This window comes from Siccirubricoccus sp. G192 (assembly GCF_019084075.1).
Taxonomy (GTDB): domain Bacteria; phylum Pseudomonadota; class Alphaproteobacteria; order Acetobacterales; family Acetobacteraceae; genus G192.
This window is the reverse complement of the sequence record NZ_JAHREN010000001.1, coordinates 2,263,894-2,288,449: the sequence shown is the minus strand read 5'-3', so window position 1 is coordinate 2,288,449 and position 24,556 is coordinate 2,263,894. Positions and strand designations below refer to the sequence as shown.

20 protein-coding genes and 4 pseudogenes are annotated in these 24,556 nt (G+C 71.2%); 6 read left to right on the top strand and 18 right to left on the bottom strand.

The window, feature by feature from the left end; translation table 11 throughout:
* Positions 1-131: 131 nt before the first annotated feature.
* From KSF81_RS10860 to mutM, 6 genes and pseudogenes are all read right to left on the bottom strand, one after another.
* Complete coding sequence (locus KSF81_RS10860; protein ID WP_217378993.1) at positions 132-1,805, bottom strand: L-lactate permease; 1,674 nt, start codon at positions 1,803-1,805, stop codon at positions 132-134.
* A 247-nt stretch (positions 1,806-2,052) separates the two neighbouring features.
* On the bottom strand, positions 2,053-3,180 hold the full coding sequence (gene dnaN, locus KSF81_RS10855) for a DNA polymerase III subunit beta (protein WP_217378992.1): 1,128 nt from the start codon (positions 3,178-3,180) through the stop codon (positions 2,053-2,055).
* A 174-nt stretch (positions 3,181-3,354) separates the two neighbouring features.
* Positions 3,355-4,810: pseudogene (gene dnaA / locus KSF81_RS10850) on the bottom strand (chromosomal replication initiator protein DnaA).
* 333 nt (positions 4,811-5,143) lie between these two features.
* The gene (gene rpsT / locus KSF81_RS10845) at positions 5,144-5,422 is read right to left on the bottom strand and encodes a 30S ribosomal protein S20 (RefSeq protein ID WP_217378991.1); all 279 of its coding nucleotides are present in this window, start codon (positions 5,420-5,422) and stop codon (positions 5,144-5,146) included.
* Between the two features lie 116 nt (positions 5,423-5,538).
* A complete protein-coding gene (locus tag KSF81_RS10840) occupies positions 5,539-6,318 on the bottom strand; it encodes an enoyl-CoA hydratase (RefSeq protein WP_217378990.1) in 780 nt (259 codons plus the stop codon).
* A gap of 99 nt (positions 6,319-6,417) precedes the next feature.
* Positions 6,418-7,263 (bottom strand): bifunctional DNA-formamidopyrimidine glycosylase/DNA-(apurinic or apyrimidinic site) lyase, encoded by an 846-nt coding sequence (gene mutM / locus KSF81_RS10835; RefSeq protein ID WP_217378989.1) that lies wholly within the window; start codon positions 7,261-7,263, stop codon positions 6,418-6,420.
* A gap of 53 nt (positions 7,264-7,316) precedes the next feature.
* Between mutM and KSF81_RS10830 the strand changes: the two genes are divergently transcribed.
* The 5 genes from KSF81_RS10830 (at position 7,317) to KSF81_RS32040 (ending at position 11,658) form a co-directional block, all read left to right on the top strand.
* On the top strand, positions 7,317-8,066 hold the full coding sequence (locus KSF81_RS10830) for a class I SAM-dependent methyltransferase (protein ID WP_217378988.1): 750 nt from the start codon (positions 7,317-7,319) through the stop codon (positions 8,064-8,066).
* A 49-nt stretch (positions 8,067-8,115) separates the two neighbouring features.
* The gene (locus KSF81_RS10825) at positions 8,116-8,706 is read left to right on the top strand and encodes a GNAT family N-acetyltransferase (protein WP_217378987.1); all 591 of its coding nucleotides are present in this window, start codon (positions 8,116-8,118) and stop codon (positions 8,704-8,706) included.
* Positions 8,707-9,325: 619 nt separating this feature from the next.
* A complete protein-coding gene (locus KSF81_RS10820; RefSeq protein ID WP_217378986.1) occupies positions 9,326-9,973 on the top strand; it encodes a PEP-CTERM sorting domain-containing protein in 648 nt (215 codons plus the stop codon).
* 334 nt (positions 9,974-10,307) lie between these two features.
* On the top strand, positions 10,308-11,567 hold the full coding sequence (locus KSF81_RS29485) for a hypothetical protein (RefSeq protein ID WP_254453460.1): 1,260 nt from the start codon (positions 10,308-10,310) through the stop codon (positions 11,565-11,567).
* Positions 11,524-11,658 carry a hypothetical protein gene (locus KSF81_RS32040; protein WP_375293322.1) on the top strand — a complete coding sequence of 45 codons (135 nt, stop codon included), beginning with the start codon at positions 11,524-11,526 and terminating at the stop codon, positions 11,656-11,658. The genes KSF81_RS29485 and KSF81_RS32040 overlap by 44 nt, the downstream gene beginning before the upstream one ends.
* Before the next feature lie 225 nt (positions 11,659-11,883).
* Here KSF81_RS32040 and KSF81_RS10810 read toward each other — a convergent pair whose 3' ends face one another.
* From KSF81_RS10810 to KSF81_RS32030, 6 genes and pseudogenes are all read right to left on the bottom strand, one after another.
* Positions 11,884-12,987 (bottom strand): NADH:flavin oxidoreductase/NADH oxidase, encoded by a 1,104-nt coding sequence (locus tag KSF81_RS10810; RefSeq protein ID WP_217378984.1) that lies wholly within the window; start codon positions 12,985-12,987, stop codon positions 11,884-11,886.
* A gap of 146 nt (positions 12,988-13,133) precedes the next feature.
* Positions 13,134-13,703, bottom strand: a pseudogene (locus KSF81_RS10805) (aldolase/citrate lyase family protein); the annotation flags it as partial.
* 302 nt (positions 13,704-14,005) lie between these two features.
* On the bottom strand, positions 14,006-15,319 hold the full coding sequence (locus KSF81_RS10800) for a hypothetical protein (RefSeq protein WP_217378982.1): 1,314 nt from the start codon (positions 15,317-15,319) through the stop codon (positions 14,006-14,008).
* Positions 15,320-15,414: 95 nt separating this feature from the next.
* Positions 15,415-16,096, bottom strand: a pseudogene (locus KSF81_RS32035) (SDR family NAD(P)-dependent oxidoreductase); the annotation flags it as partial.
* A 41-nt stretch (positions 16,097-16,137) separates the two neighbouring features.
* On the bottom strand, positions 16,138-16,404 hold the full coding sequence (locus tag KSF81_RS10790) for a hypothetical protein (RefSeq protein ID WP_217378980.1): 267 nt from the start codon (positions 16,402-16,404) through the stop codon (positions 16,138-16,140).
* A gap of 166 nt (positions 16,405-16,570) precedes the next feature.
* A pseudogene (locus KSF81_RS32030) lies at positions 16,571-16,960 on the bottom strand (aspartate/glutamate racemase family protein); the annotation flags it as partial.
* Between the two features lie 316 nt (positions 16,961-17,276).
* Between KSF81_RS32030 and KSF81_RS10780 the strand changes: the two are divergent.
* Positions 17,277-18,785 (top strand): sensor histidine kinase, encoded by a 1,509-nt coding sequence (locus tag KSF81_RS10780; protein ID WP_217378978.1) that lies wholly within the window; start codon positions 17,277-17,279, stop codon positions 18,783-18,785.
* A gap of 244 nt (positions 18,786-19,029) precedes the next feature.
* Here KSF81_RS10780 and KSF81_RS10775 read toward each other — a convergent pair whose 3' ends face one another.
* From KSF81_RS10775 to KSF81_RS10750, 6 genes are all read right to left on the bottom strand, one after another.
* Positions 19,030-19,230 carry a hypothetical protein gene (locus KSF81_RS10775; RefSeq protein ID WP_217378977.1) on the bottom strand — a complete coding sequence of 67 codons (201 nt, stop codon included), beginning with the start codon at positions 19,228-19,230 and terminating at the stop codon, positions 19,030-19,032.
* A gap of 5 nt (positions 19,231-19,235) precedes the next feature.
* Positions 19,236-20,072, bottom strand: a complete 837-nt coding sequence (locus tag KSF81_RS10770) for a sterol desaturase family protein (protein WP_217378976.1) — start codon at positions 20,070-20,072, stop codon at positions 19,236-19,238.
* A gap of 143 nt (positions 20,073-20,215) precedes the next feature.
* The gene (locus KSF81_RS10765; protein WP_217378975.1) at positions 20,216-20,956 is read right to left on the bottom strand and encodes a Crp/Fnr family transcriptional regulator; all 741 of its coding nucleotides are present in this window, start codon (positions 20,954-20,956) and stop codon (positions 20,216-20,218) included.
* 154 nt (positions 20,957-21,110) lie between these two features.
* The gene (locus KSF81_RS10760; RefSeq protein WP_217378974.1) at positions 21,111-21,485 is read right to left on the bottom strand and encodes a hypothetical protein; all 375 of its coding nucleotides are present in this window, start codon (positions 21,483-21,485) and stop codon (positions 21,111-21,113) included.
* Positions 21,486-21,617: 132 nt separating this feature from the next.
* Positions 21,618-21,920, bottom strand: coding sequence for a hypothetical protein (locus tag KSF81_RS10755; RefSeq protein WP_217378973.1), 303 nt, complete (start codon positions 21,918-21,920; stop codon positions 21,618-21,620).
* A gap of 103 nt (positions 21,921-22,023) precedes the next feature.
* The gene (locus KSF81_RS10750; protein ID WP_217378972.1) at positions 22,024-24,549 is read right to left on the bottom strand and encodes a glycosyl hydrolase family 28-related protein; all 2,526 of its coding nucleotides are present in this window, start codon (positions 24,547-24,549) and stop codon (positions 22,024-22,026) included.
* Between the last annotated feature and the right edge of the window lie 7 nt (positions 24,550-24,556).

The following is a 24,556-nucleotide window of genomic DNA, read 5'->3' as shown; positions in this document are numbered from 1 at the left end:
CGGCGGGGGGGGCCAGACGCGCCGACCCTAGCCGGATGCGGACTCCCCGTCCAACCCCGGGACCGGCGCAGGCATCCTGGCGCTCAGGGCACCATCAATCGCTGCGCTCAGGGTCGCATCAATCGCTGCGCTCAGGGCACCATCAGCGTGAAGGGGAAGACATAGGCCTGCAGCATCACCACCAGCCCGACCAGCACGGCCAGCGCGATGGAGTGGAGGAACACGTAGCGCAGGATATCGCCCTCATGCCCGTACCACTTGGTCGCGGTGGAGGCGACGACGATGCTCTGCGCGTCGATCATCTTGCCCATGACGCCGCCCGAGGAATTGGCCGCCGCCATCAGCACCGGCGAGAGGCCGATCTGCTGCGCCGTCACCCTTTGCAGGCCGCCGAACAGCACGTTGGAGGCCGTGTCCGAGCCCGTCAGCGCCACCCCGAGCCACCCCAGCAGCGTGCCGAACAGCGGGTAGATCCAGCCGGTCTGCGCGAAGGCGAGGCCGAGCGTGGCATCGGTGCCGGAATAGCGGGTCACGAAGCCCAGCGCGAGCATCGCGGCGATGGTGAGCAGCGAGTAGCGGATCACCCAGAAGGTCCGGCCATAGGCGCGCAGCAGGGCGAGCGGCGAGTGGCCCATAACCAGGCCGGCGACGACGGCGGCGAAGAGGATGCCGGTGCCCGTCGCCGAGAGCAGGTTCAGGCTGTAGACTGCCGTCTCCGGATGCGGCGCCGCAACCACCGGCGGCACCTTCATGACCATGTTGTGCAGCCCCGGCACCGGCAGGCGCCAGATCCAGAGGCCGTCGAGGAAGGCCTTCACCTGCGGCACGCCCCAGGCGAAGACGAAGATCGACAGGATCACCCAGGGCAGCCAGGCGCGGAACACCTCGCCGCTGCTGCGCTCTGCCGCCGCGGCGCCCACCGACTTCCGGGGCATGGCCGGCACGTCCTCCATGCCCGGCTCCGTGCTGCGGCCGGTGGCCAGCCACAATTCCCGCGGGTGCCAGAGGCGCAGGAAGCCCGTGAGGCAGGCCATCGAGCAGATGGCCGCGACCACATCCACCAGCCACGGCCCATGGAAATTCGAGATCAGGTATTGTGGCACGGCGAAGGCCAGGCCGCTGACCAGCAGCGCCGGCCAGATCTGGGCCATGCCGCGGAAGCCGGCGAAGGCGCAGATCAGCCAGAACGGCACGATCAGCGAGAACAGCGGCAATTGCCGCCCGATCATGCCGGAGAGGTCGAACAGGTCGAGCCCGGTGACGGCCGCGAGCGCGATCACCGGCGTCCCCAGCGCGCCATAGGCCACCGGCGCCGTATTCGCGATCAGCGACAGGCCGGAGGCGGCGAGCGGCGCGAAGCCGAGGCCGATCAGCATGGCGCCCGTCACCGCCACCGGCGTGCCGAAACCCGCCGCGCCCTCGAAGAAGGCGCCGAAGGAGAAGGCGACGAAGAGCAGTTGCAGCCGCCGGTCCTCGGTGATGGCAGCGATGCTGTCGCGCAGCACCGTGAAGAGCCCCGCCTCATCGGTCAGGCGGTAGAGGAAGATCACGTTGAGGATGATCCAGCCGATCGGCAGCAGCCCATAGGCGCCGCCATAGAGGGCGGTCATGCCGGCCATCCCGCTCGGCATGCCGAAGCCGATCACGGCGATGGCGAGCGCGGCGACCAGGCCGAGCGCGGCGGCGATATGCGCCTTGATCCCGAAGAGGCCGATGGCACCGAGCAGCACCACGACCGGCACGGCCGCGAGCAGCGTCGAGAGCCACATGCTGTTCATCGGGTCGTAGACTTGCGACCAGGTCATTGCACGTTTCCCCGGTTGGAGACGACGGCGGTGCCCTGTCCCGGCAGACCAAGGGCCCCTACGCATCCGGGCCGTCGCCTGTGGGGCGGCGGCCCTTGCTGCGGAGGGGAGATTATAGGCACGCTGGCGGTCCGGTGTCGCCAGGGAACGATACGGCCCGCCGCCTGCCTCGGTACGGGGGATTGGGGCCGCTGGTCGCGCCGCCCGCCAACCGATCCTCGGCCCGCATCCGCAGGCCGGATGCGGGCTAGACGCGCATGGGCATCAGCACGAAGAGCGCCTCCGGCCGGTCCTCGTCCTGCACCACCGTGGGGGCGGAACCATCGGCGAATTTGAACACCACCTTGCCGTTGATGAGGTCGGTGATGTCGTTGAGGTAGCGCGCCTGGAAGCCGATCTCGAGCGGCGAGGCGCTGTAGCTCAGCACATCCGCCTCCAGCTCCTCCTGCGAGGTGCCCTGTTCGGCGCTGGTGGCGGAAAGCCGCAGCAGGTTGGCATCGAGGCTGAGCTTCACCGGCCGCGACCGCTCGCTGCTGATGGCGGCGACGCGGCCCACCGCATCGGCGAAGGCCTTGCGGTCCACGGTGAGGATCTTGTCGTTGCCGCGCGGGATGACCCGGTCGTATTCCGGGAAGGTGCCGTCGATCAGCTTGCTGGTGAGCTGCACCGTGCCGATATCGAAGCGGATCTTGGTGTCGGAGAGCCGCACCGCGATCTCGTCCTGGGTTTCCTCGGCCAGCTTGCGCAGCTCGTTCACCGTCTTGCGCGGCACGATCACCCCCGGCATGCCGCCGGCGCCATCCGGCAGCGCCTCCTCGACGCGCGCCAGGCGGTGGCCATCGGTCGCCACCGCGCGCAGCACCGGGGCGCCCTCGCTTTCGGTGGCGTGCAGGTAGATGCCGTTCAGGTAGTAGCGCGTCTCCTCGGTGCTGATGGCAAAGCGGGTGCGGTCCACCAGGTCGCGCAACTGGCCGGCGGGGAGCGAGAACTGGTGCGGCAGCTTGCCCTCGGTCATGGAGGGGAAGTCATCCACCGGCAGCACCGCGAGGTCGGTATGGAAGCGCCCGGCGCGGAGCTTCAGCGGCGCCTCGCCGCCGGCATGGTCCAGCTCGACCTTGGCGCCCTCGGGCAGCTTGCGGACGATGTCATAGAGGGTGGCGGCGGGCGCCGTGGTGCGGCCAGGGCGGGCCACCTGGACACCGGGCACCTCCTCCACCACCGCGATCTCCATGTCGGTGGCGGTCAGGCGGAGCGTGCCGTCCTGCGCCGCCAGCAGCACATTGGCCAGGATGGGGATGGTGTTCCGCCGCTCCACCACGCTCTGCACATGCGCGAGCGCCTTCAGCAGGACCGCCCTTTCGACCGTGAACTTCATGCCACCCAGGCTCCCCCGCCTTCGCGCCGCCATGCCCTGCCGCCCGCCTGGCCAGGAGCCAGAATCGCCCCCGGGGCGGCGCGGTCGGCCATTCTACCAGCGCCGTGAGGCATCGGTAAGATGCGGTTTCGGCGGCCCCGGCCCCCCTGGCCGCGGGCGCCCCCGGCCCTGCCCTCAGGTCTCCAGCATCTTCCGCAGCAGGGCCACGTCCTCGGCGAAGCCGGCATCCTCGGCCATCAGCTCGGCGATGCGGGAGACGGCGTGCATGACCGTGGTATGGTCGCGGTTGCCGAAGCGGCGGCCGATCTCGGGCAGGCTGCGCTGGGTGAGCTGCTTCGCCAGGTACATCGCCACCTGCCGCGGCCGCGCCACGTTGCGCGCCCGGCGCGCCGAGGACATGTCGGTGAGGCGGAGGTTGTAGTGCTCCGCCACCTTGCGCTGGATCTCCTCGATCGAGACCCGCTTCTCATGCGCGCGCAGCACGTCGTGCAGCACCTCATGCGCGCCTTCCAGGGTGACGGGCCGGCCAAAGAGGTTGGCATGCGCCACCAGCCGGTTCAGCGCCCCCTCCAGCTCCCGGATATTCGCGGTGATCTTGTGCGCCAGCAATTCCAGCACCTTCGGGGGCACCTCCACCTGCGCCGCCGCCGCCTTGGTCACCAGGATGGAGAGGCGGAGCTCATAGGTGGTGGCGTGGATATCGGCCACCATGCCGCAGCCGAGCCGGGTTCGCAGCCGATCCTCGATGCCAGCGAGGTCGGAGGGCGGCTTGTCCGAGGAGACGACGATCTGCTTGCCTTGGTCCACCAAAGCGTTGAAGGTATGGAAGAATTCTTCCTGGGTATTGTCCTTGCCGATGAGGAATTGCAGGTCGTCGATCATCAGCACGTCGACGGCACGCAGCGTCTCCTTGAACTCCATGGTATTCTGGCTGCGCAGCGCCGCGATGAAGCGGTACATGAACTTCTCGGCCGACATGTAGGCCACGGTGCGGGACGGGGAATTGTCCCGGATCGCCCAGGCGATGGCATGCATCAGGTGGGTCTTGCCCAGGCCGACGCCGCCATACATGAAGAGCGGGTTGAAGCCCGGCGAGGCCGGCCGCTCCGCCACCCTGCGGGCGCAGGCATGGGCGAATTCATTCGGCTTGCCGACCACGAAACTGTCGAAGGTGAAGCGCGCCTCCAGCGGCACCACCCAGTCCGAGCGCACCCCATCGGGTCGCATCCCGTCCGGGCGCGGGGCCAGGCTCTCGGCCAGGCCGGTGGCCTCGGCCCTGGCCGGCATGCGGCCCTCCGGCGCGGCGGCCTCGGCAGCCGGAGCGCCGCCCCCCCAGGGCAGCAGGCCCTTGGGCCACGCGGATATCGATGCGGCGGACCGCCGGGTCCTCGGCCTGCCACAGCGCCCGCAGGCGGTCGCCGTAATGGCTGTTCACCCAGTCGCGCAGGAAGCGGGTGGGCAGCAGGATGACGGCCTCGTCACCCTCGATGCCCAGCAGCGTCATCTGCCGCAGCCAGCTCGTGTATTCGACATCGCCGACCTCGCCACGCAGGCGGCCGCGGATGCGGGCCCAACTGGCAGCCATCTGTCCTGACGCCTGAGGGGACAAACCGCTGGCCTCCTGTTCCATCCCTCGCACCCGCCACTTTGCCGGCATGAAGCAGCCGATGCCGGGCGCTGGCGCGCCCCGGCCGTTCCAACAAGCCCGCGAGGGCACTGATATTCGGGGGAGGATATCACACCCGGCGGGCTTGCCGGGTGGACCTTACCGCGACGTGACAGTCGCGGCAAATAGTAACTTTCCGGTTCCGCCGCTGGTTGAAGCAAAGAGTGAGTAGTATCGCCAAAAACGCGGCGCTCACCGCCTCAGGTCCTGGCAGGGCCACAACGGTGCCCTGTCATTATTTCCCCCAGGAATGAACTGAACTTGACGGGAACCGGAAATACTTGCGCAGGGACGCCTTCAGGCCTGGGCGGAAGCGCCCAGGGCCTTGATGCGGGAGGACAGGCGGGAGATCTTCCGCGAAATGGTGTTCTTGTGGAACACACCTTTCGTTGCGGCCCGCTGCAGCTCCGGCTGCGCCGCCCGGAGCGCGTCCTGCGCCAGGCCCTTGTCGCCGCCGGTGATCGCCTGCTCCACCTTGCGCAGGAAGGTCCGCACGCGGGACTTCCGGGCGCGGTTGCGGATGGTGCGCTTCTCCGTCTGACGGATGCGCTTGCGGGCGGAGGCCGTATTCGCCATGGCGTTCTGACTTCGATTCAGCAAAGGGTGAAAAGGGAGCGCGCCCGCGGCGCGCAGGGAGGGGGCTTCTACCGCCCGCCGCGCGCCGCCGTCAAGCAAGCGGCGCCTGGCCGGTATCAGCGGTTGCGGAAGGCTGGCTTCCGCTTCGCGGCAAAGGCGGCCATGCCCTCCTTCTGGTCCTCGGTCGCGAACAATGCCTGGAAGACCCGCCGCTCGAACCGCACGCCCTCGCTCAGTGTGCTCTCGAAGGCGCGGTTCACCGCCTCCTTGGCCACCGCCACCGCCGGGCCGGAGAGCGCCGCGATCCTCTCGCCGAGCTTCACCGCCTCCGCCACCACCTGCTCGGTCGGCACGATGCGGGCCACCAGGTTGGCGCGCTCCGCCTCCTCCGCATCCATCATGCGGCCGGTCAGGATCATCTCCATCGCCTTCGACTTGCCGATGGCCCGCGTCAGGCGCTGGGTGCCGCCGGCGCCGGGGATGATGCCGAGGTTGATCTCGGGCTGGCCGAAGCGCGCATTCTCGCCGGCGATGATGATGTCGCACATCATCGCCAGCTCGCAGCCGCCGCCCAGCGCATAGCCGGCCACCGCCGCGATCACCGGCTTCTGCACATGCGTCACCGCCTCCCAGCGCTTGCCGATGAAGTCGTCGAGATAGACCGCCGGGTAGCTGCGCGCCTGCATCTCCTTGATGTCGGCGCCGGCGGCGAAGGCCTTCTCGCTGCCGGTCAGCACGATGGCGGCGATGCCGGGGTCGGCGTCGAAGCCACGCAGCGCCTGGCCGAGCTCGTCCATCAACTGGTCGCAGAGCGCGTTCAGCGCGGCGGGGCGGTTCAGGCGGATCACCGCCACCTTCCCCTGCGTCTCGGTCAGGATCATTCCGTATTCGGCCATGCTTGCGCCCTCCGCGTTACGGCCCCTCTACCGCTTCGCGGCTGCTCTAGGTAGAGCGGATTGACGCTCCGGGGCGATGCCGCCCCTGCGCGATCCGCTCTAACGCTGCCAGCGCGGGCAATGGAAGGTGGCGCGCCCGGCCTGCACGAAGCGCTGGATGCCCGGGCAGCGCGGCGGCCCGGGGCAGGCCTCGCAGGGCTGGCCCGCGCGGTCATAGACCTTGAACCGCTCCTGGAAGAAGCCGATCCCGCCATCCGCCTGCACATAGTCCCGGAGCGAGGAGCCGCCGGCCGCGATGCTGTCCTCCAGCACCGCCCGGATCGCCGGCACCAGCCGCGCCGCCCGCGCCCCCCGCGACGCTCGCCGCCAGGCGCCGGGGGAGATGCCGGCGCGGTGCAGCGCCTCCGACACGTATATATTGCCGAGCCCCGCCACCACCCGCTGGTCGAGCAGCGCCGCCTTGATGGGCGTGGACTTCCCGGCCAGGGCGGCGGAGAGCACCGGGGGCGTGAAGCCCGGCTCCAGCGGCTCCGGCCCCATGCCGGCGAGCAGCCGGTGCGCATCCTCCGCCGCGGTCGGCATCAAATCGATGCAGCCGAAGCGGCGGGGATCGACGAAGCCGACCCGGGTGCCATCCGTGGTCTCCAGCACCAGGTGCTCATGCGCCACGGGGGCATTGGGCAGGTCGGCGGCGGGCCGCGCCAGCATCCGCCCGGACATGCCGAGATGGATCAGCACGGAATCCCCCCCGGAAAGCCGCATCAGCATGTATTTGCCGCGCCGCCGGAACCCCTCCACCCGGCTGCCGGCCAGGCGCTCCGCGAGGCCCGGCGGGAAGGGCCAGCGGAGGTCCGGCCGGCCGATGGCGGCGCGGGCGATCACCCGGCCTTCCAGCACGCGGGCCAGGCCGCGCATCACCGTCTCCACTTCCGGCAGTTCAGGCATCTTTCCCCCCTGGGCTCGCGCCCTTGGCGCCGCCCCGTTAAGGTGGCACCCGCATGAGCGAACCCAAACCCGATACCATCGATTTCGGCTACCGGGAGGTGCCCCGGGACGCCAAGGCAGGCTTGGTGCGCCAGGTTTTCGACAGCGTGGCGCCACGCTACGACCTGATGAACGACCTGATGTCGCTCGGCCTGCACCGCGCCTGGAAACGCGCCTTCGTGGCGGCGATCGGGGCCAGCCCGCGGGAGACGCTGCTCGATCTTGCCGGCGGCACCGGCGACATCGCCTTCCGCGCGCTGGAACATGGCGCCGGCCGGGTGATCCTGTCGGATGTGAACCCCTCCATGCTGCAGGTGGCGCAGGGGCGGGCACTGGAGCGGGGCCTCGCCACCGGGCTGATGTTCCTCTGCGCCGATGCCGAGCACCTGCCGCTGCCCGACCGCAGCGTGGAGAAGATCTCGATCGCCTTCGGCCTGCGCAACTGCACCGACAAGCCCGCGGTGCTGCGCGAGGCGCGGCGCGTGCTGCGGCCGGGCGGGCGCTTCCACTGCCTGGAATTCAGCCGGGTGGAGGTGGCCGCGCTGGCGCCGCTCTATGATGCCTGGTCCTTCCGGGTGCTGCCGGCGCTGGGCGGCCGCGTGGCGCAGGATGCCGAGAGCTACCGCTACCTCGCCGAGAGCATCCGCATGTTCCCGGACCAGGAGGCGCTCGCCGCCATGCTGCGCGAGGCGGGGCTGGAACGGGTGGCGCACCGCAGCTTAGCGGGCGGGATCGTGGCGATCCATACCGGCTGGCGCTTCTAGGGGCGCGTTACGGACCTGCTTGGCGCGCGTTGCTTGCGAGGTTGCACCGATGGCATTGGAGCCCGTCGCCCTTTCCGGGCGGCATGTTGAACTCGTCCCCTTGTCGCGGGAGCATCGCGGTGCTCTCGCCGAGGCCGTGCGGGACGGCGAACTCTGGCGGCTGTGGTACACGGCCATTCCCTCGCCGGAGGCGATGGCGGCCGAGATCGACCGCCGTCTCGGCCTCCAGGCGGCGGGCTCCATGCTTCCCTTCACTGTCCTGGACGGCCCGGGTGGCCGACCCGTCGGCATGACCACCTACATGAACATCGACGCCGCCGGGCCGCGCCTGGAGATCGGCTCGACCTGGTATGCCGCCCGCGTCCAGCGCACGTTGCTCAACACCGAGGCCAAGCTCCTGCTGCTGGCGCACGCCTTCGGCCGGCTCGGCTGCCTCGCCGTCGAGTTCCGCACGCATGTCATGAACCACGCGAGCCGCCGTGCCATCGAGCGCCTCGGCGCCAGGCTCGACGGCGTGCTGCGCCACCACCAGCGCATGCGGGACGGCACGCTCCGTGACACCTGCGTCTACAGCGTCACGGCGCCCGAGTGGCCCACGGTGCGCTCGCACCTGACCTGGCAGCTCGAGAAGCCACGGTGACGGCCCCAAGGGGATAGCAGGAGCGAGGCTGGGGCCAAGGCCGCCTCGTCTCACGACGGCGGAGTCTGCTCAGGATCGCCCTGGCGGTTCAGGTTGAGGCCGGTCCGCGCCAGGTCACAACCGCTGGTCAGATCCGTGACACCCTCCAGGGCGCGCCACTCCCTGGGTTTTCCCTGTATTTGGGTTGCCATCGGGCCGCCCCATGGTGCCGGACAGGCAGCGCGCCATGCCGCTGCCGTAGAGCGGTGGCTTTTGCAGCCATCCAGGCCCCGGACCGGCCATTCACCCGGCCTGGAACCTGCCCGTGGCCGTCAGCGCGGCGGAACCAGGAACTACGCGCTGCGAACAAGTCCTAAAGGAACCGCTTCGGGCACATCGATACGGATGCGATCACATTCTGCGGCGCTTTTTTTGATCCATTTGTCGGAAATTCTTACGGTCCCGATCCCAACACCGCAGGCCTCCCCAGAAACCGGCCAAATCCCTCACTGGCATGAGGATTGCAAGTTGAGGACGCCTGTTAGGCTTCTAGCAAGGCGAATTGGCAACCGGGAAAGGTAACACTGTTATGATATCGATCAGAGCATGCCTGCTGGGAGCCGCCCTCGGGCTGGCCTGCATGGCCTCCGCCTCCGCTGCCCCGATCCTGGAAGGCAGTCAGATCGCCATCACCGGAGGGGTGGATCCCCTGGGAGCAGGCGGCAGCGGCAAGATCAGCATGGCGACCGGCCTCGACTTCCTGAACTCGGGTATTGCCGGCACGACAGGCGGCACCATCGCCCTGAATGCAGCGCCCACCGGCAGCTTCGCCGGTCTGCTCACCCTCGCGGGCTGCACCCTGGCGGCCTCTGCGGGCGGCTGCGGGACGATCGTGGACCTGCCGGCCGGCTCCCTGGTATTGGGTGCCCTGTCGATCGAGAGCTTCTACACCATCAATACGGGTGGCCCGACCCTCTACTTCGATCTGCTGTCCCTGACGGACATCACGCGGACCAGCGCGGGCCAATCCTCCCTCTCCATCTCCGGAGAAGGGATCTTCAGGCTGGCGGGCTTCGATGACACGCCGGCCAGCTTCACCCTCACCGCGCAGGGCAGGAACCTGACCACCTTCTCCGCCACGACCGCCGCCACCGCGGTGCCCGAGCCCGCCTCCCTCGCCCTGTTCGGCGCAGGGCTGCTCGGCCTCGCCGCGGTCCGCCGGGGGGCGCAGGCAGGCCGCCGCCTGAGGGCACTGTCGGGAAACCTTACAGGCAGGCGGCCGGCATGACAGCGGCCGCCTGACCCCGGCAGAGGAGGGCAGGAGCGACAGCCCCCTGCCCTCCTTCGCCTCCCGGACCTTTTGGCCCCGGGACATCCCGAGAATGCCATGAAGGCGCGGGTGGTCTTCCCGCCGAAAGCCGAAGGCATAACGCAAGGCAAGGCGATTTCCGCCCTATCCTGCTGTTTCCACAAGATTTTCCCGGCAGAGGCCGGCGCCTGGACCCCGGCGGCGCAAGCGAAGGGCTGCGCTCCCCATCGAGTTGGCGTATACGAGGCCCCCTCCCCGCCGCGCCCCAGCCTGGCGGAGGGAACCATCCATCAGGGGCCGAATTCCTTCCATCATGCGCCAGCCTGAATCCTCCTACCGCCTCGACACGCCGCAGCCCCAGCGCGAGGCGGGGCCGATCGCGCAGAGCATCCAGGCGCCATTGCCCTCCGGCTGGCTCTGCCTGCAGGATTGCAACATCAGCGGCGTCCTGAACCGGCCCGCCCCGATGCGCTACGTGCTGCTGCATGCGGAGATCGGCATCGCCCTGCTGGATGTGGCACCGGCCGAGACCCAGGATGCGGAGGCGATCCTGCGCCACCGCCTGACCGCCGCGCGGTTCGAGGGGATCTTCTCCGGCCACCTGCCGGTGGTCCATCTCCGCATCGCGCCGGAGGACCTGCCCAATATCGACAGCCTGCTGGGCGAGGCTTTCGCGGCCCTGCCGCCGCTCTCCGTGCCGGGTGGGGATGCCTGGGTCAGCGTGGTGCGCCGGGCCCTGTCACCGCGCGACCCGAACCGCTCCGCCTCGCCGCTCGGGGCTTCGGCACCGGAACCCCGGGCCGTCGAGCCGCATCTGGTCGAGCGCCACATGGCCGAACTGGACACGCCCGCCCCGGGCGCCTCCGGCCTCTTCGCACGCCCCGTCTTCAACCGCACCCCGCCCCCCCCGCCCGGCCAATCCGGGGCCGCTGGCGGAGCCGGCGGGCAGCGCCGAGCCGGCCCCGGCCGACCTCCCCGCAGCATCCCCCGCCGAGATCTCCGGCGACTGGCCGGCCCCGGCCACCCAGCGCCGCCGCCCCTGGGCCTGGGCAGCGGCCGGGCTCGCGACCCTGGCCGGGCTTTCGGCCCTGGCCGCCGTGATGGTCGGCGGATCGGGCTCCGAGGTCGCGCCGGCGGTGGAGCGCCCGCCCGCGCGGGCTGCCGCGCCTTCCCCGCATCCGGTCACGTCCGGCCAGGGCGGCCAGGCCACCGCCTCGGATTCCGCTTCCTTGCCGGGCGCGACGCCACCTGCCCCGGCTGCCCCCGCGATGGCCTCAGCGCTGGCACCAGCACCTGTCGCACCACCGCGCCAGGCCGCACCGGCCGCCGTGCCGGCCAGGGCGCCAGCCGCCGCACCGGCCGGAGCACCCGCCGCGGTGCCGGACCGCAATGCCAGCGCCCCCGGCAGCGCCCCTGCCCGCCCCGTGCCGCCCGAGGCAGCCCCGCCGCCCGGCAGCCAGGACCAGGCGCCGCGGGTGGTGGTGAAATCGCCGGTCAATCTCAGGACCGGGCCGGGCACCAATACCAGCGTGATCCGCACCACGCGGCGGGGCGAGACCTTCCGGGTGCATGACCGGGCGCCCGGCGGCTGGGTCCAGGTGGGCGAGGCTGAGCCGGTGGGCTGGATCTATTCCCCCGGTTTCCTGGAGGATGTCCGGCCCTAGATCCGGCTTGGAGCCTATCCCGGTAGGGGAAATACCTGTCGAGCCACCATCTATCTGGGATGGCGAGAGGGACTGCACGCAAAGCGACGAAATGGCGTGTCCGGGACGACGGCTGGCGGCTACCGGACGCGCTCTGGGCCAGGATGGAGCGGTTGTTGCCGCCGCGGCCACCACACCCGCCGGGCTGCCACTACCCGCGGGTGCCAGACCGGCCGGCCCCAGGCCTCAATGCCCGAGGTCGAACAGGTCGCGGTGCTCCCGTGGCCGTGCCGCCAGGTACTGCTCCGGCGCTTTCACCTGTGCGCCGAAATGGGCGGCGGCGTGCCAGGGCCAGCGCGGGTTGTAGAGAACCGTCCGCGCGAGCGCGATCAGGTCTGCGTCGCCGGTGCCCACGATGGCTTCGGCCTGATCGAACGCGGTAATGAGCCCGACGGCTATCACGGGCATGCGCGTCTCCGCCTTCACGGCGCGCGCAAGAGGCACCTGGTAGCTCGGACCAACCGGGATGCGCTGGGCGGGATCAAGCCCCCCGCTCGAGACATGGATGGCGGCGCAGCCGCGCGCCTCGAGCGCCCGCGCGAAGGCTTGGGTCTGCTCGATGTCCCAGCCGCCCTGCACCCAATCGGTTCCCGAGACGCGCATGGTGACCGGGCGGTCCGCGGGGAAAGCGGCGCGCACCGCGTCGAAGACTTCGAGTGGGAAGCGCATGCGGTTCTCAAGGCTGCCGCCATACTCGTCATCGCGCTGGTTGGAGAGCGGCGAGAGGAATTGATGCAGCAGGTAGCCATGCGCGCCATGGACCTGTACGGCTTCGATCCCCAGCCGAGCCGCGCGCCGCGTCGCCTCGGCAAAGGCATCCCTCACCCGCGCGAGGCCCTCCCGGTCGAGTGCGGCTGGAGGATGCTCGCCTTGTTCATAGGGGACCGCGGTGGGCGCGACCGTCAGCCAGCCGTTCGCGTGGCCGGGCGGGATCTGCGCGCCACCCTTCCACGGCACCTCTGTCGAGGCCTTGCGGCCCGCATGCGCCAGTTGGATGGCGATCGGCATGTCGGACCAACGACGGATGCCCTCCACCGTACGGGCGATCGCCGCTTCCGTCGCGTCGTCCCATAGTCCGACATCGGCATAGGTGATCCGCCCCTCGGGCAGGACGGCGGTCGCCTCGATCATCAGCAGCGCCGCGCCTGAAAGAGCGAGATGGCCGAGGTGGATGAGGTGCCAGTCGGTCATGCGCCCTTCGACGGCCGAGTACTGGCACATCGGCGCGATGACGATTCGGTTCGTCAGTTCGAGACCGCCGACCCGAAGCGGCGAGAACAGCGCGCTCATGCTCCAGACCATTGTTTGATCGCGTGATTCACGCTTTTCGGTGCGGGCACCTCAAGCGATCACGCTCCAGAGGCAGGACGAACGTCTCTCCGCTTTCCCCGTTCCATGGCCGACCCAATGTCTACCGGGACAGGCTCTCAACCCAACTACCCCAGCGCCTCCCGGAGGTCGCGGGTCCAGGCGGCGGCGCCGGCGCTGAGCAGGCCGATATCGGTCTGGGTGGTGAGGAAGCGGGCGCCCTTGCGGATGATCTCGGCCTGGCGGCGCGGGTCGCGGTTGCCGCCGCAGCCGAGATGCCTGCCATGGGCGCGGCAGGCCGCCAGCACGCGCTCCAGCGCTTCGGACAATTCCGGGTCGTCGAAGCGGCCGGGCTTGCCCATGTCGGTCAGCAGGTCGTTCATGCCGATATGGATCACATCGATCCCCGGCGTGGCGGCGATCGCCTCGATATTCGCCACGCCTTCCCGCGTCTCGATCATGCAGACCAGCAGGGTGGCGGCCTCCACCGCCGGCACGGCCTCGGCCAGCGGCACGGCGCGGAAGTCGAAATAGGGGTAGCCGCCGGTGACGGAGCGCCGCCCGAGCGGGGCGAAGCGCACCGCCGCCACCGCCTGCTCCGCATCCGCCGCGGTATTCACGTCCGGATAGACGATGCCGGTGACGCCGTTGTCGAGCAGCGCCTGCACATCCCTGTCGCCCACCCCCGCACCCGCGCCACCGGGGCGATGCCGAGGGCGAGCGCGGCCTGTGCCATGTGCCCGATGGTTTCCCGCGTAAACAGGCTGTGCTGGACATCGATGAAGAGGAAGTCATGCCCCGTGGCCCTGGCGATGCGGGCGATCTCGGCGGAGCGCGACAGCCGCACCCCCAGGCCAAGCGCGACCTCCCCCCGCGGCCAGCTTGTCCTTCACCGGGTTGCCGAGCCGGATGCCTGCCATGATGCCCTCTTCCCCCGCCCCGCTGCGGCCCGCATCGCAGCACCGGGCGGCCCATCCGGCAAGCCGCGCCGGCGGCGTCCTCAGCGCCGGCTGGCGCAGCCATCGCGGACATAGGCCTGCTCGGCCGCCGAAAGCGCCTGGCCCTGCTGGAAGCGGAACAGGGCCAGGCTGCAGGCACGGTCGATGGTGAGCGGGCGGGCGGCGCGCGGCCTGGCCGGCGCGGCGGCCCGCACGGCGGGCGCGGGCGGCGCCGCCGGGGGCGGCAGGGGCGGCTGATCCGGCGCCTCCGCCATGTCGGAGGGCGGCAATTCGGCCGGCAGCGGCACCGCGTTGGCGCCGGCCAGGGTATCGGCCGGCGGCTGTGGCACGAGGCCGGCGGCCGCGGCCGTCATGGGCTCAGGCTCGGGTGGCAGCGGCGCGGCAGTGGCCACCGGGTCCGCTGCCATGCCGGACAGCAGCGGCGGCGCGGTTGCCGCCAGGGGCGGCGGCTCGGGTACCGCGGCGGGCGCCGCCTCGGGCACCGGGGCATCCGTGCCGGCGAGCGACGACGCGGGCTCCGGTGCCGTGACGGGTGGCATGTCCGGCAGGGCCAGCGACCTGGGCAGCGTCAGGGGCATGGAGGGCGGCTGGCTGGCCACGGCGGCCGGGGCCGCCCGCGGAGCGGGGGTGCCCGGGGCCGCCCGCGGAGCGGGGGTGGCCAGGGCGGGGGCGGCGGGCGCCGGCCGCTCCGGCGCGACAGGCCCGGCCAGCAGCAGCACCCCGGTGGCGAGGCCCACCACGAAGGTTGCGAGGAAGCCGAGGAAGAGCAGCGGGCCGCGGCGGCGCCGGCGTGGCCGCGCCTCCGGTTCCGTCTCCAGTTCCGTCAACGGCGCTGGCGAGGGCATGCGCCGGGGCTGGCCCGCCACCTCCCAGGCGTGGTCCTCCGCCAGCGCCTGGCGCACCGCGGCGACCCAGGCCGGGCCGCCGGCCACGGTCAGCCCCGGCAGGGTGGCGAAACCCTGCCGCAGCAGCGGCTCCAGGTCACGCAGCGCCGCCGCCTCGACCCGTTCGTGCAGGACCGGCAGCGTGCCGGGGAAATCGGGCCAGAACTCCACCACGCTGAGCGCGCGGCGCAGCCGGGACTCCGCATTGGGCGTGACATCCGGCGCGATGTCGATCAGCGCGATCCCGATCCCGGGATGCGCCAGCGCGTGGCAGCCAGTGGCGAAGGGACCGGGGCTCGCGGTGCTGAAGCGGCAGCGGCCCAGCACCGACCAGCCGGGCGGCAGGGCAGCCCGGAGCAGCCGTTCGCTCGCCGCGGCCTGCACGGCCTCATGCGGGGCCTCGGCGGCTGCGCCGGACATTCCATGTGACGCACCCCGCGGCGTGCCCGGCACGCTGATGTCATCGTCCATGGCCAGTCCCTTGGACCCATCCCCCCTGGAATCACAACCAATTACTGGTCAGAACGGCCAGGGGGCGGGCGGGTTGCAGCCCTGCCCCGCCGCGCTCAGCCGTTGATCATGCCGCCATCCACGTTGATCAACTGCCCGGTTATGTAGGAAGAGGCCGGGGAGAGCAGGAACTCGATCACCGACCCCACCTCCTCCGGCCGGCCGAAGCGGCCGAGCGGCACGCTGGCGCGATAGGCCTCGCCCCGCGCGGCGATGACATGGGCGGGCATCGGCGTCTCGATGACGCCGGGGCAGAGGCCGTTCACCAGCACCCTCTCCGGCGCCAGCCGGCGCGACAGGCTGCGGGTCAGCCCGGCCAGCGCGCCCTTCGCCATGGAATAGGCGATATGGTCCGGCGAGCCGCGGCGGAAGGCCAGGGAACTGACGAAGACGATGCGGCTGCCCTGCCCGAGGCGCGGCGGCGATCGCCAGGTCGAAGCCATTGGTGGCATTCGCCGCCAGGGTGCGCTGGTAGATGGCCGGCGCCGCGTCGTCCAGTTCATGCGGCACGAAGATGCCGGCGAGATGCACCAAGCCATGAATGGGGCCGGGCGCCGCCTCCAGCGCCGCCCGGCAGGCGGCGAGCGAGCCGGGGTCGGATTCATGCGCCACCGCCTGGCCGGCCGGCAGCGCCGCCGCGATCTCCTCCAGCGGCCCCCGCGCCACATCCACCAGCAGCAGCCGCGCACCCTCCGCCGCCAGGATTGGGATGGTGGCGCGGCCGATGCCGCCGGCGGCGCCGGTCACCACGATCAGCTTGCCGTCATAGCGCGCCATGCTCAGCCCTCCTGCAGCCCGGGGAAGATCGGCCCATAGGCGCGGCGCAGCTCGGCAAGCTGGTCCGGCGGCGGCCGGGCATAGGCGCCGCGACGGCTGGTGAAGCGACCGCCCATCAGCCGGTTCAGCTTCACCGTGGTCTCGCCCTGCTTGAGCAGCGCCACGGCGGCATTCAGCACGGGCGCCCGCGGGCCGCCATCCGGCCCGGCTTCGGTGATGCCGGCATCGGCCAGCAGCAGCATGGCGACCCCGGCGGCCGGGATCACCACCTCCGCGCCGCGTTCCACGCAGGTGGCGGCGGCGGCCTGGGAATTGCGCGATGATGCGGTCGCGCACCGCGCCGCCGGTGAAGGCGGTGTCGAGGTCGGGCAGGCGGTCCACCCGCATCCGCTCCACCGCCACGACGCGAGTGCCGAGGCCGCTCAGCGCGATATTCTCCGCCACCCGCGCATGGTGCTTGTCATTGGCGACTACCAGGCCGATCGAGACCCCCATCTGGCAGGCGGTGAGGAGCGCCGTCTCGCAGAGGCCGAGCACCGGGATGCCGGCCATTTCCCGTGCGGCGCGGAGGCCCGGGTCGGTGATATTGCCGAGCAGCACGGCATCGAAGCCCTCGGCCTCGGCGCGCGCCACATTCTCCAGCACCTCGATGGTCTCGATGAACTCCAGGCTGCGGTACTGGTCGCCGATGCCGCCGCGGCCGGTGATGCCATGGATCGCGAGGGTGGTTCCGGGATCGGCCGCCGCCTCCAGGATGCGCCGGAGCGCCGCGGCATAGGCGGGCCAGGCATCGGCCCGCGTCAGCGATTGGTACCAGAGCCGCACCGCCTTCCCCCGCGCGTTGCGGGAAGCCTAGGCGGCCGGCGCTTCCCCCCGCAAGGCCGGGGAGATTGGCCTCCGCCGAATGCCGGGCCAGGGCGCGAAACAACCGGCGCCAGGCATTGACACGGTTGCGGCATCGACCCCGGAATGGCGCCGATGCTGCCCCGCAAGACCCGTTATCCGCCCCGCACGCTCCAACCCGGAGCCTTCACCGGCGGGCGGGCCGCAACCGGCCGGCACCGCCGTGCCAGCGCGCCGGACCGCGCCGCCCCGAGCCGGGGGCAGGCAGGCACACCCCTTGCCGAGGACGCGGTGCCGCATGGACGATGAGGCCGCCCCGGATGGAAAAGGCTTCCTTGCCAAGGGCGGGGAAATGGGCGCGCTCATGCGAGCCTTCGACTGGGCCGCGACCCCGCTCGGCCCGCCCGGCGCATGGCCCCAGACCCTCCGTACGGCGGTCCGGCTGCTGCTGAACAGCCGCCACCCCATGTTCATCTGGTGGGGCCCCGAGCTGACCCAGTTCTACAACGACGCCTATCGCCAGACGATGGGGCCCGAGCGCCACCCCTCGGCCCTGGGACAAGCCGGGCGGGAGTGCTGGGCCGAGATCTGGGACACCATCGGCCCGCAGATCGAATTCGTCTTGGCCGGGCGGGGCGCGACCTGGCACGAGGACCAGCTCGTGCCGGTGACGCGGCACGGCCGGCGCGAGGATGTCTGGTGGACCTACGGCTACAGCCCCATCGACGATGACACCCGGCCCGGCGGGGTCGGCGGCGTGCTCGTCGTCTGCAAGGACGTCACCGAGGAGCACCTGACGCGCGAAGCGCTGCGCGCCGGCGAGGCGCGCTGGCGTGCCGTGTTCGAGAACATGCACGAGGGCTTCGCCCTGTGCGAGATCGTCCATGGGCCGGGCGGCGCGGCAGCCGACTTCCGCTACCTGGAGGTCAATGCCGCGTGGGAGCGGCTGACCGGCCTCCCGCCGGCAGCGATCATCGGCCGCCTCGCCAGCGAAGCCATCCCCGGCCTTGAGCGATTCTGGACCGATACCTACACCCGGGTGGCGGAGACCGGGGAGCCCGTGCATTGCGAATACCAAGTCGCGGCGCTCGGCCGCTGGTTCGAGGTCTTCGCCTACCGCACCGAGCCCGGGCGCTTCGCCGCCCTGTTCCTCAATGTCACCGAGCGCAAGGTGGCGGAGGAGCGGCAGGCGCTGCTGATGCGGGAGGTGGACCACCGCGCCAAGAACGCGCTCGCCGTGGTGCAGGCGGCGCTTCGCCTGACCAAGGCCTCGGACGTGCCGACCTATATGCGGGCGATCGAGGGCCGGGTGGGCGCGCTGGCGCGGGCGCAGGCGGTGCTGGCCGAGGATCGCTGGGCCGGCGCCGACCTGCGGGTCCTGCTGCGCGGCGAATTGGCGGCCTTCCTCGACGACAATGGCATGGGCGGACCGCGAGCCGGGCTGGAGGGGCCCGTGGTGGCGCTGCCGACCGGTGCGGCGCAGCCGCTGGCGATGGCGGTGCACGAATTGGCGACCAACGCGGTGAAATACGGCGCACTGTCGACGCCGGCGGGCCGCGTCTCGGTATCCTGGCGGCTGGACGGCGGGCCGGCGGGGACGCTGCGGCTGCGCTGGGCCGAGGCGGGCGGGCCGCCGGTGACGGGGCCACCGGGGCGGCGCGGCTTCGGCTCGCGGGTGCTGGACAGCACGGTGCGGGGCCAGCTCGGTGGCACGGTGTCGCTTGCCTGGGAAGCCGCGGGGCTGGTCTGCGACATCGAGGTGCCGCTGGGGGATGCGGCCGCGGCCGGCCTCCTCGGCGAGGGTTGAGGCGGCGCTGGCCGGGCAGATTCACCCTCCGGAGGTTCACCCTCGCCCGCGATCCGCCCTGGAGCATCCGTCGCTCGCGTGATGCCAAAGGGCCGGTCTTTTGACTGGTCCGATGCGCCGAACGGCGCTCGCGCCAAGCGGATCGCGAAGCCAGGCAAACCGGCGGCTTGCGCATCACGCCGGAGACGTGCCTGCGGCACGACGCGATTGATGGCAGGAAGATGCCGCGTGAGCGAGGTTTGCTCTACAGATCCGCCCGCCAGATCCAGAGCCCGACCAGCCCCGCCACCACGGCGCCGAGCGCCAGCAGACCGATCCCATCCGCCGCCAGGTCGCGGGCGATGGCGGCCCAGAGCGCGAAGACGCCGATCCCCACCGCGATGCCGCCGACCAGCGAGGCGCGGGAGCGCTTGATGCCGCCGCCATCGAGGCGCGCGAGTGCCATGGCCGCTACTCCGCCGCCATCGCGCGCGGCTTCGGCGCACCGGCGCGCGGGTCGTCCAGCGTGTGCCGCACCCGCTTCAGGTCCTGCCGCACATGGGTGGTGTCATAGCCGTTGAAGAGGTGCCCGAGCATGCCGCGCCGGAGGTCGCTGGTGCCGAAGAACCAATCGGCGATCGGATAGGTGAGGTTGAAATTCCGCTCCATCATGATCGCCGTATTGTGGTGCGCGGCATGGTGGCGGCGGATGCTGTTGACGAAGGGGATGTGGCGGACGATGCGGTCGTCCTTCACGTGGCAGAAATAGTGGAACAGCTCGTAATTCAGGTAGAGCGCGGTATTGGTGATGAGCAGCAGCCAGCCGGCATCGGCGAAGCCGAGCAGGTTCAGCAGGAAGGCCGGCACCAGGGACAGCGCGATGAAGGTGATCAGCGCATAGGGCGGGAAGAAGACGATGCGGAAGTCCCGCGCATTGTCGAAAGTGTATTCGTTCTCGGTGAAGAACTGGTGATGCGCCAGGGTATGCCGCTTGTAGATGCCCAGGAAGCCGGGCACCGGGCGGTGCATGACGTATTTGTGGATCCACCACTCGAAGACGTTCGAGAAGGCGAAGGCCACCGGCACGACCAGCCATTCATACCAGGCGGGGGAGCCGACCTGGCGGGCGAAATACCAGATGGCGGCGGCGCCGATCGCGAAGATCAGGGCCACATGCGCCCAGCCATGGTAGAGCCGGCCGATCCTGGCGCGGAAATCCTCGCGGAAGGCCTGCTGCCGGCGCGACAGCCGCGCCCGCCTGGCGGCTTCGGCCTCGGACAGGGTGTTGGAAGCGGGGGTGCCGTCCATGGGGGAATCCTCCACGGCAGGTGCCGTGGCGCTGATATATCAGACTGCCCATCCCCGCGTCCACAGGGCTCCGGCAGGGCGGCTTGCCTCCTCCGGACCGATTCAGACCTCCGGGCCATGCGGCCCTACGGTCATCAGGCCGGTCAGTCCTCCTCGGTGCCCTCGGCCAGGCGCGCAAGGGCGCCGGTGTCCAGCAATTCCACCCGCTGGTGCGCCGGCTCGCGGAGCCAGCCGCGCTTGCGGAAGGCGGTGACGCAGCGGCTCACCGTCTCCAGGGTCAGGCCGAGGAAATCGGCGATATCCGCCCGGGTCATGGGCATTTCCAGCACCCGCCCGGTCCCGCCACGGCGCCGCCGCGCTTCCACCAGCGAGAGCAGGAAGGCGGCGACCCGCGCCTCGGCGGAGCGGCGGCCCACCGTCACCAGTTGCTCCTGGGTGCTGGTCAGTTCCTGCACGCAGAGGTCCAGCAGGCGGTGCTCCAGCATCGGGTAGCGTCGGAGCAGCGCATCGAGCTGCGGCCGGTCGAGCCGGCAGATCCGCGCATCGGTCAGCAATTCGGCATCGAAGGAATAGGTCTCGCGCGTGGTATAGCCGATCACGTCGCCGGCGAAGCGGAAGCCCACCACCTGCTGCTTGCCGTCCGGCAGCAGCCGGGTGAGCTTGGCCGTGCCCTCGATCAGGGTGAAGACCCGGCCGGCGGGGTCGCCCTCCCGGAAGACGCAGGCACGGGCGGGCAGCGCCATCTGCTGCGCTTCCGCCGAGACCTCGTCCAGCGCCGCCGCGTCCAGCGGCCGGCACAGCCCGGCGACGCGGCTGCCACAGGTCTCGCAACCCTGGGTTCCGGCATCGGGTTGCAGGCGACGCGGGGCGTCAAACGGGCTCACTGCGGTCTCCGGCGGAGGCTCAGCCCCCGCTTACCGACTGCGGCGCCCGGGTTCAAGCCAAGCCTTCGCCGGTTCCCGGCCGGATGGGGGCGGCCGGCCGGATTCCGCGGCCCGCCCCCCCTTGCCGGGTGTCAGCCGGCACTCAGCCCATCATTCACCCCGCGCTCAGCACGAGACTGGCGGGGTTGATGGTCACGGTCCCGGCGCCGGCCACCACCGCCGCCTGGGCCAGCGCCGACCAGGTCAGCGGATTGCCGCCGGTGGCCGCGTCGAAGAGCCCGACATGGGTCAGGGTGCCGCCGGCGGCGGTGAAGGTGAAGCGCACGGCATCCGCGTTCTGCTGGGTGCCGGTGCCGCTGAAGGTCACGCGCTGGCGGGCATAGCCATTGCCAGCCGGCTCGCCGACCAGGCCGGTGGCGTCGCTGCCGCCGGTGCCGAGGCCGAGGAAGACCTGGCTCGGCAGGGCGGGCGCCCGGGCGCAGAGGGCGCGGCCGAGCAGGTTCTTCGCGTAATCGGTCAGGTCGGGCATGGAGGGACTCCGCAGGGTTCGGGGTTAGAGCAGATCGCGGACGGAGGTGAACCTCCGGGAGCGTGAATCTGCTCTGCAAACAAGGAGCTACAGCGGATTGGCGTTCAGGAATGAACGCAACCCGCTGTAGGGTCAGCAGTCTTCGGCATCGCTGAACCAGACGGTGCCATCGGCCGCCGGCTGCTGCCGCGCCGCCGCGTAGAGCGCGGCGGTGGTGACGGCGTGCAGGTCCGGCAGGCCAAGCTCCTCCGGTGTGAGGCGATAGGCGATGGCGGGCAGCGGGGCCTTGCCGGCCACCCGCGCATCGCGGCTGGGGTAACCGTGCAGGCGGAACTCGGCGATGCCGGCGGCGTGGTCGACCTGGCTGTGGGTCAGGCGCCAATAGGCGGCGACCAGGCCGGTATTGCCGATCTCGATCGGCTTCAGGAAGGCCATGGGGAGTTCCTTGCTGCAACGCCGCTGCGGCGGGGCGCCGCCCGCCGCGGCGGCTGGGTTGGGGACCGGACGGATTGCGGTGGCCGCAAGCCGTGCCGGAGGGTCAGCTCACCGCTTCGACCGACATCACGCGCGCCACCCAATTGATGCTCTTGCCGGCCTCGCCGGTGCCGGTGACGGCAAGGCCGCCATTCGCGGTGTCGGCGGCGAAGGCCAGGACCCAGCCCGCCGTGGCCGCGTCGCCGGAGGCCAGCGGCGTCGAGCTGTAGACGACACCGGTCGCGGCGGCATTCGCGCCGCGCTTCAGGCAGATATCCGCCCGCCAGCATTTGCTGTCCCCGGTGGTTCCGGCGCCGCCGCCCGTCTGCCGCGCCACGGCGATGACCTGCACCATGTAGGTGCCGTTGTTCGGCAGGTTCATGGTATTGGCGCTGCCGGCAGCGGTGCCGTCCGAGGTCAGGCGCACCGGGGTGGCGCTGCTGCCCTGGCCGCGCAGCACATGTTCGCCGGCCTGCGCATCGCCTACAGTCGAGAAGTTGCCGGAGCCCCAGGCGCCGCGCCCGAAGACGCCGCGCGTGGACCCGAGGCCGCCGCCGGGGCACCAACTGAAGACGCCGGAGACGAGATTGAACTGCCCGCCCGCACAGGCGGCATTGGCGGCCGAGGCGGTATTGCCCTGGCCGCCGCCAAGGGCGGCGTTGTTCCCGGACACGGTATTGCCCGTGCCGCCGGCCAGGACCGCGTTGATGCCCGAGGCCACATGGCTGGCGGCGCTGCGGCTGTTCTGCCAATCCACCGCGTTGGTGCCGCGCGGGTTGCCGCCGGCCGCGGCGCTGTCCGGCACCGCCGCCATCAAGGCGCCCGTGCCCTTGGAGACCAGCGCGACCCCGACATTGGCATCCGCCGAGCCGGCCTCGGCGCCGACGACCACCGGCCCGCCCGCGGCGGCGCCGGCCAGCCGGGCCAGGTTGCCGCCGGCCGCGCCGACCAGCACCGGCGCGACAATGGCGGCGCCGGACTGCACCCGCAGCAGGCCATTGCCCTTGGCCGCCAGGCTGAGGTCGATATGCGCATCCGCGCCCTGCGCCGCCAGCGCCACCGCGCCGCCGGTGGCGCCGCCGCTCACCAGCAGGCGGTTCGCGGTGGCGAGCGGCGTCGCCACCTCCAGCGCATGGCCGCCCGGCGCGCCGCCGAGGGTGACGGTGCCGGCGGCGGTGGCGCGCAGCACCTCCGCCCCGCCGGCCGCGCCGGCCAGGATGCCGGGGCTGGGGGCGAAGAGGCCGGTATCGGGGCTACCCAGCATCAGCCCGGGGCGCGCGACCCGGCCGGCCGGTGCCGCCATCGCCAGGATGCCGTTGCCGCCGGCATTCACCAGCGGCCCGGCGCCCGCGCCTTCCAGCAGTGGCGGCGAGCCGAGATAGGCGGCATTCGGCGCCGCCGCGCCGCTATCCGCCAGATGCAGCGCCGCGGCGCCATTCGCCCGACTGTTGAAGTTGACGCAGCGCAGCGCAAACAGGTCGAGCCGGTTGCCGCTGCCCTCCAGCCGCACCGGGTTGTCCTCCACCCGGTCGATGCGGAGGTTGCCAATCTGCACGCGGGTATTGGTGGCGGTGACATAGAGTCCGCAGGAGCCGGCCAGCGGCGCGCCGCCGCCCTCGAAGATCTCGCCTTGGGTGGTAAGGTTGGCGATCTGCCCGTCGGTGCCAATGCCTTCGATCCAGACCCCGTATTTCGTGAAGTCGGTATAGGCCTGGCCGATGTAGAATTTGCTGGTCACGCCGGCGGCGGAGGCGGCGAAGCGGAACATGCTGCGGTAGCCGAGCGCGAAGGCTTGGTCGATGAAGACGCCGTCGCTGCGGCGGAACACCATGGCGTCGCCATTGGCCTGCTGCCAGCGCACCACATTCTGGTCGCTGCTCCAGAAGGTCCAAAAATGGATGTTGTGCAGGCGCGGCACGTCGTAGCACTCGTCGATCTCGACGCCTGCCGTGAAGACCTGGCCGCGTAGCCGGCGGATGTCGAGCCGGCCGGAGTTGCGGCAATAAATGCCGCGGTTGACGTTGCAGAGATAGAGGTTGTCGATGTCGATGCCGCCGAAACAGTCCTCCACCCGCACCACGAAGTCGTAGGGGGTGGGCGCCCAGCCAGGGGTGAAGCTGGCGCTGTGGCTCTGCGACACCGCGATGTCGCGGATGGCGGAGCCGCGCGCCAGCCCGCCGGTGAAGCGAAGCGGCGTGAAGCCGGTGCTGTCGATCACCAGCCAGGTGCCCTGGCCGGGGCTCGGCCCCTCGTTGAAGCCGGCGCCCTGGAGGCGGATGGTCGCTCCCTCGATGAGGATGGGGGAGGCGATGCGGTAGCTGCGCGCGCCGAAGCTCAGCGTGCCGCCGCCCTTGGCCTTGAGGTCGTCGATCGCCGCCTGGATGGCGGGGGCGTCATCGGTGGTGCCGTCGCCCTTGGCGCCGTAGTCGCGCACATGCGCGCCGCGGCCTTCGAGCACGGCGCCGCGCAACTGCGCGATGGTGGCGCGGCGGGTCTCGCCGCCGGCGCCGCTGGGCTGGACCAGCGGCGCGAAATCCGCATCGCCGAGGATGGTGGCGAGGGGAAGCTCGCTGATTTTCGCGTCGGGCATGGGGCTC

Bases quoted from the DNA above. Each gene is read 5' to 3' on its own strand.
- mutM (WP_217378989.1), bottom strand. From the start codon at position 7,263: ATGCCTGAACTGCCGGAAGTGGAGACGGTGATGCGCGGCCTGGCCCGC.
- KSF81_RS10770 (WP_217378976.1), bottom strand. From the start codon at position 20,072: ATGGACGGCACCCCCGCTTCCAACACCCTGTCCGAGGCCGAAGCCGCC.
- KSF81_RS29485 (WP_254453460.1), top strand. From the start codon at position 10,308: ATGCGCCAGCCTGAATCCTCCTACCGCCTCGACACGCCGCAGCCCCAG.
- rpsT (WP_217378991.1), bottom strand. From the start codon at position 5,422: ATGGCGAATACGGCCTCCGCCCGCAAGCGCATCCGTCAGACGGAGAAG.
- KSF81_RS10750 (WP_217378972.1), bottom strand. From the start codon at position 24,549: ATGCCCGACGCGAAAATCAGCGAGCTTCCCCTCGCCACCATCCTCGGC.
- dnaN (WP_217378992.1), bottom strand. From the start codon at position 3,180: ATGAAGTTCACGGTCGAAAGGGCGGTCCTGCTGAAGGCGCTCGCGCAT.
- KSF81_RS10860 (WP_217378993.1), bottom strand. From the start codon at position 1,805: ATGACCTGGTCGCAAGTCTACGACCCGATGAACAGCATGTGGCTCTCG.
- KSF81_RS10755 (WP_217378973.1), bottom strand. From the start codon at position 21,920: ATGGCCTTCCTGAAGCCGATCGAGATCGGCAATACCGGCCTGGTCGCC.
- KSF81_RS10840 (WP_217378990.1), bottom strand. From the start codon at position 6,318: ATGGCCGAATACGGAATGATCCTGACCGAGACGCAGGGGAAGGTGGCG.
- KSF81_RS10830 (WP_217378988.1), top strand. From the start codon at position 7,317: ATGAGCGAACCCAAACCCGATACCATCGATTTCGGCTACCGGGAGGTG.
- KSF81_RS10760 (WP_217378974.1), bottom strand. From the start codon at position 21,485: ATGCCCGACCTGACCGATTACGCGAAGAACCTGCTCGGCCGCGCCCTC.
- KSF81_RS10825 (WP_217378987.1), top strand. From the start codon at position 8,116: ATGGCATTGGAGCCCGTCGCCCTTTCCGGGCGGCATGTTGAACTCGTC.
- KSF81_RS10800 (WP_217378982.1), bottom strand. From the start codon at position 15,319: ATGGACGATGACATCAGCGTGCCGGGCACGCCGCGGGGTGCGTCACAT.
- KSF81_RS10775 (WP_217378977.1), bottom strand. From the start codon at position 19,230: ATGGCACTCGCGCGCCTCGATGGCGGCGGCATCAAGCGCTCCCGCGCC.
- KSF81_RS10820 (WP_217378986.1), top strand. From the start codon at position 9,326: ATGGCCTCCGCCTCCGCTGCCCCGATCCTGGAAGGCAGTCAGATCGCC.
- KSF81_RS10780 (WP_217378978.1), top strand. From the start codon at position 17,277: ATGGACGATGAGGCCGCCCCGGATGGAAAAGGCTTCCTTGCCAAGGGC.
- KSF81_RS10810 (WP_217378984.1), bottom strand. From the start codon at position 12,987: ATGAGCGCGCTGTTCTCGCCGCTTCGGGTCGGCGGTCTCGAACTGACG.